Here is a 4,612-nt window from a genome sequence, read left to right as displayed (position 1 = left end):
GAGACGCCCTCCGCGGTTGGCGAGGCCGCGGTGGCCGAAAGGTGGGCTCGGTTGCAAAAGCAAATGGACGAACCGGTGCATGATCCCGGCCCTCAAGTGGATACATCGCCATGGGAGGCGCAACTCATGGTGCAAGGGAGCGGACAAGAACACGCCGCGGCGCCCTACGCCGGAGACAGTGGGTCGAGGCTAGGTGCCTCGGTGCTGCAGCCGGGTCACTCAACGGCGCGCCATCATGATGCGCCGGATTCGTCAGTGGTTGATCTGAATCCCCCCGCACCGTCCGAGTTGCGTGACCATGCTCGTTCTGTGCCGGCGGCGCCTGCCGGGCCAGCGTTCGCCAGGGCTGGGGAGACGCCCTCCGCNATGCGCCGGATTCGTCAGTGGTTGATCTGAATCCCCCCGCACCGTCCGAGTTGCGTGACCATGCTCGTTCTGTGCCGCCGGCGGTGCAGCCAGATCCTCCAATAGGGGTCTCCGGTCGCGACAAGGGTCCTCTCTATTCCAACGATGCGACCATTGTCGAAGGGCTGAGGTCAGCATTGGAGAGCACGGTCAAGCGCCATGTAAATTCTCTTCTCGGCTTTGGTCGTTGGCTCTTTGATAATAACAGGCCGGGCTTTGCTGCTCGGCTTCACGAGGAGTCGCTGGATCCGGATCTCAAGGAGTACGAGAGCAAGAGTGGCTCCTCGGACGTGGCTAGAGCAGTGGGTCATCTCAAGACGTGGGCGGGCGGAGCGCCAGTGCTGGACCGCGCCGCTGTCCTGAATAATCCCGACCCTGCCGACGCCGCGCTCATCAGAGATTACACAGCGGCTCCCATCAAAGAGTACAAGGCAGCGCCGACCGGGCCGAATCCCGCTACCATTCAGACCTATGGATCTGCTCCTAGACGTTTCAGTGAATACCTGGTTGAAAACAAAAAGCCGGGGATTGCGGCTCGGCTTCACGAGGGGTCGCTGGATGAAGATGCCAAGCGCTATAACAACTCCGGTGGGATCAGTGCACTAGCTCATCTCCGGAAGTCCGAACTCGGGCGCGAGCTCCCTGGGAAAGCTAATGAAGACGACGCTGTTCTGCCATTGTCTTTCGTGCCAACTGGGCCCCATCACCAAGCCTCGGATCCCGCAGGGTCCTTTCGTCCCCTGATCTGGCGCGACGGCGACCAGCGCGCGCCGGACGAGCGGGTCGCTGCACAGGACAGGAGCAACCAGCTACCAAGCGAGGAGGTCCTCATCAACCGTGAGCATGATACAGCGGAGTTGAGACCAGCGAAGAGGCAAAGGCCCCTGAACAGTCGTCTGCAGGACGTTGCCACTGAGCCGCAGCTGAGCGAGATCGGCAATTCAGGCGCTCGCGTGCTGATGCAGGCCCCCACCCATCAAGTGGGTGCATNGCCGGATTCGTCAGTGGTTGATCTGAATCCCCCCGCACCGTCCGAGTTGCGTGACCATGCTCGTTCTGTGCCGGCGGCGGTGCAGCCAGATCCTCCAATAGGGGTCTCCGGTCGCGACAAGGGTCCCCTCTATTCCAACGATGCGACCGTTGTCGAAGGGCTGAGGTCAGCTTACGCGGGTAAGGTCAAGGAGAGCACGGTCAAGCGCCATGTAAATTCTCTTCTCGGCTTTGGTCGTTGGCTCTTTGACAATAACAGGCCGGGATTTGCTGCTCGGCTTGACGAATCGTCGCTGGATCAGGATCGCAAGGAGTACGAGAGCAGGGGTGGCCCCTCGGAGTACGAGAGCAGGGGTGGCCCCTCGATCGTGGCTAGAGCACTGGGTCGTCTCAAGACGTTGGCGGGCGGAGCGCCAGTGGTCGACCGCCCTGTCCGGAATCCCTACCCTGCCGACGCCGCGCTCATCAGAGATTACACAGCGGCTCTCATCAAAGAGTACAAAGAAGCGCCTGCGACCGGGCCGAATCGCGGTACCATTCAGGTCTATGGATCTACTCTTATACGTTTCAGTGAATACCTGCATGAAAACAAAAAGCCGGGGATTGCGGATCGGCTTCACGAGGGGTCGCTGGATGAAGATGCCAAGCGCTATGTGAACTCCGGTGGTAACCGGAGGATCAGTGCACTAGCTCATCTCCGGAAGTTCGCACCCGGGCGCGAAATTGCCCTTGCTGCTCGTCCGGAAGACGCAGTCGGCATGGAGGCTCGTGCCATTGGGGACGCCGCTGCGCAGCGCAGCGGGACGCAGGAGGCATTGGGTCGGCCAGAGAGGCCCCCTGGGGAAGCTAAAGACGGGCGGGTGCTCGGCGCATTGGAATGGCTAGGCGACGAACATATCCAGAGGGATTACCAACTCCTGGAGCAGGAGTTGCAGGGGAACAATCCAGATCTCGCCGCCCGGACGCGGTTCGTGGATCCCCTCGTAGCCAATTATCATCTGCGCTTGGGCTCCGAGAGCGTCATGCTAAGCGCATTCCAGCGCATCGTCCATCAGAACGGTAACGACACAGCCGACTTCCTGTTCGTGCCAGTGAGCGATGGCGGTAAGACTCTTGCGGANCATCAGAACGGTAACGACACAGCCGACTTCCTGTTCGTGCCAGTGAGCGATGGCGGTAAGACTCTTGCGGAGCGCGGCACCCATTGGTCGCTGCTGTTCGTTGATCGCAGCGACCGGGAACGGCCGGTTGCCTATCATTATGACTCCTACAACGGATGCAATGACACGCTTGCAAAAGAGCTCGCAGAAAATCTGGGCGCCAGCCTGGAGACCCGCGTGGGCGTATCCCGCATCGCCCAGCAGAGCAACGTGGTGGATTGCGGAGTCTACGTGGTGGACGGCACGCGGGCGCTGGTTGGGCGATTGCAATCGCAGCCAGATAACCTGAACCTCAACAACCTCGTCGTCAATCGGCAGGCACTACAAACCCGCCTCAGGGGTGACAATACATTCGGAACGGCAAATAATCTTACGAACTTTGAACTCATGGACCGACAGGCCCGAGACGCGGTTAAGGAAAGCCCCGTTGGGACGTTTCACCAGCAGATCAAGCGGCTCGGCCAGTCAGCGCCAGACGTTGCTCCCGGGGACCCATTTAAATTTCAAAGTCTTGAGAGCAAGGGGGACGCCGCTGCGCAGCGCAGCGGGCCGCAGGAGGAATACAGTTGGCCAGAGTATCTCCCCCCTGGGAAAGCTAATGAAGACGACGCTGTTCTGGCATCGTCTTTCGTGCCAACTGGGCCCCATCACCAAGCCTCGGATCCCGCAGGGTCCTTTCGTCCCCTGAGCTGGCGCGACGGCGACCAGCGCGCGCCGGACGAGCGGATCGCTGCACAGGACAGGAGCAACCAGCTACCAAGCGAGGAGGTCCTCATCAACCGTGAGCATGATACAGNTCACTCAACGGCGCGCCATCATCATGCGCCGGATTCGTCAGTGGTTGATCTGAATCCCCCCGCACCGTCCGAGTTGCGTGACCATGCTCGTTCTGTGCCGGCGGCGGTGCAGCCAGATCGCCCAAAAGTGGTCTCCGGTCCCGACAAGGGTCCTCTTTATTCCAACGATGCGACCCTTGTCGAAGGGCTGAGGTCAGCACTCTATGCCGGTAAGGTCGGGGAGATCACGGTCAAGCGCCATGTAGATATTCTTTTCGGCTTTGGTCATTGGCTCGTTGAAAATAACAAGCCGGGGATTGCGGATCGGCTTCACGATTCGTCGCTGGATCGGGATCGCAAGGAGTACGAGATCTGGGGTGGCGGCCCCTCGGCCGTGGCTGGGTCACTGGGTCGTCTCAAGACGTGGGCGGGCGGAGCGCCAGTGGTGGGCCGCCCTGCCCTGAATCCCCACCCTGCCGACGCCGTGCTCATCAGAGAGTACACAGCGGCTCTCATCAAAGCGTACGAGGCAGCGCCGACCGGGCCGAAACCCCGTACCGTTGAGGTCTATGGGTCTGCTCTTAGACGTTTCAGTCAATGCCTGGTTGAAAACAAAAAGCCGGGGATTGCGGATCGGCTTCACGAGCGGTCGCTGGATGAAGATGCCAAGCGCTATATGAAAACCGCTGACATCAGTGCACTAACTCATGTCCGGAAGTTCGCACTCGGGCGCGAAATTGCCCTTGCTGCTCGTCCGGAAGACGCAGTCGGCATGGAGGCTCGTGCCATTGGGGACGCCGCTGCGCAGACCGCGGCACAAGCTCATGGCCACGCAGGAGAGCAGGGACCCATCTCTCGAGCTCAACAAGTCGCGCCAGCGCCGTTTGAACGGCACTTGGGCAAGAAGCGTGAGGCCCAGGACGGACTGACGAGTACACTTGACAGGAGCAACCTCGTGAACAGCGGGGGCGTCATCATAAACAATGAACATTACACAGCGCTGTTGAGACCGGCGAAGAGGCAGAGGACTGATAATCCGCAAAGCCGCGCCATGGGGCGGCAACTGAGCGAAGCAACCACGACGTCCATCAGCCAAGCCTCCGATCAAGCCCGAGCGGACCTAATGGCTTCCTTCAGAAGCAGGGAGCGCTCCGACGCGGGGCGTTGAGCTCCATGGCTGGGGTCAAGCAGAACAGCTCTCTTGACGACAGAGGCGCTGATGCGATCTCCGGACCGGTAGCTCTCGCTGTAATTGATCAGGCTGGTACTGTTGGAAGGCTT

The 4,612-nt window shown here is 60.5% G+C and carries 1 protein-coding gene; it reads left to right on the top strand.

What is annotated here, in order from left to right; genetic code table 11:
* The first annotated feature begins 383 nt into the window (after window positions 1–383).
* Window positions 384–4,499: a Ulp1 family isopeptidase gene (locus X771_RS1000000169665; protein WP_245262840.1), complete on the top strand. Its 4,116-nt coding sequence runs from the start codon at window positions 384–386 to the stop codon at window positions 4,497–4,499.
* Window positions 4,500–4,612: the final 113 nt, after the last annotated feature.

The organism is Mesorhizobium sp. LSJC269B00, assembly GCF_000502815.1.
In the GTDB taxonomy this organism is placed as follows: domain Bacteria; phylum Pseudomonadota; class Alphaproteobacteria; order Rhizobiales; family Rhizobiaceae; genus Mesorhizobium.
This window is presented reverse-complemented; position numbering and strand designations above follow the sequence as displayed.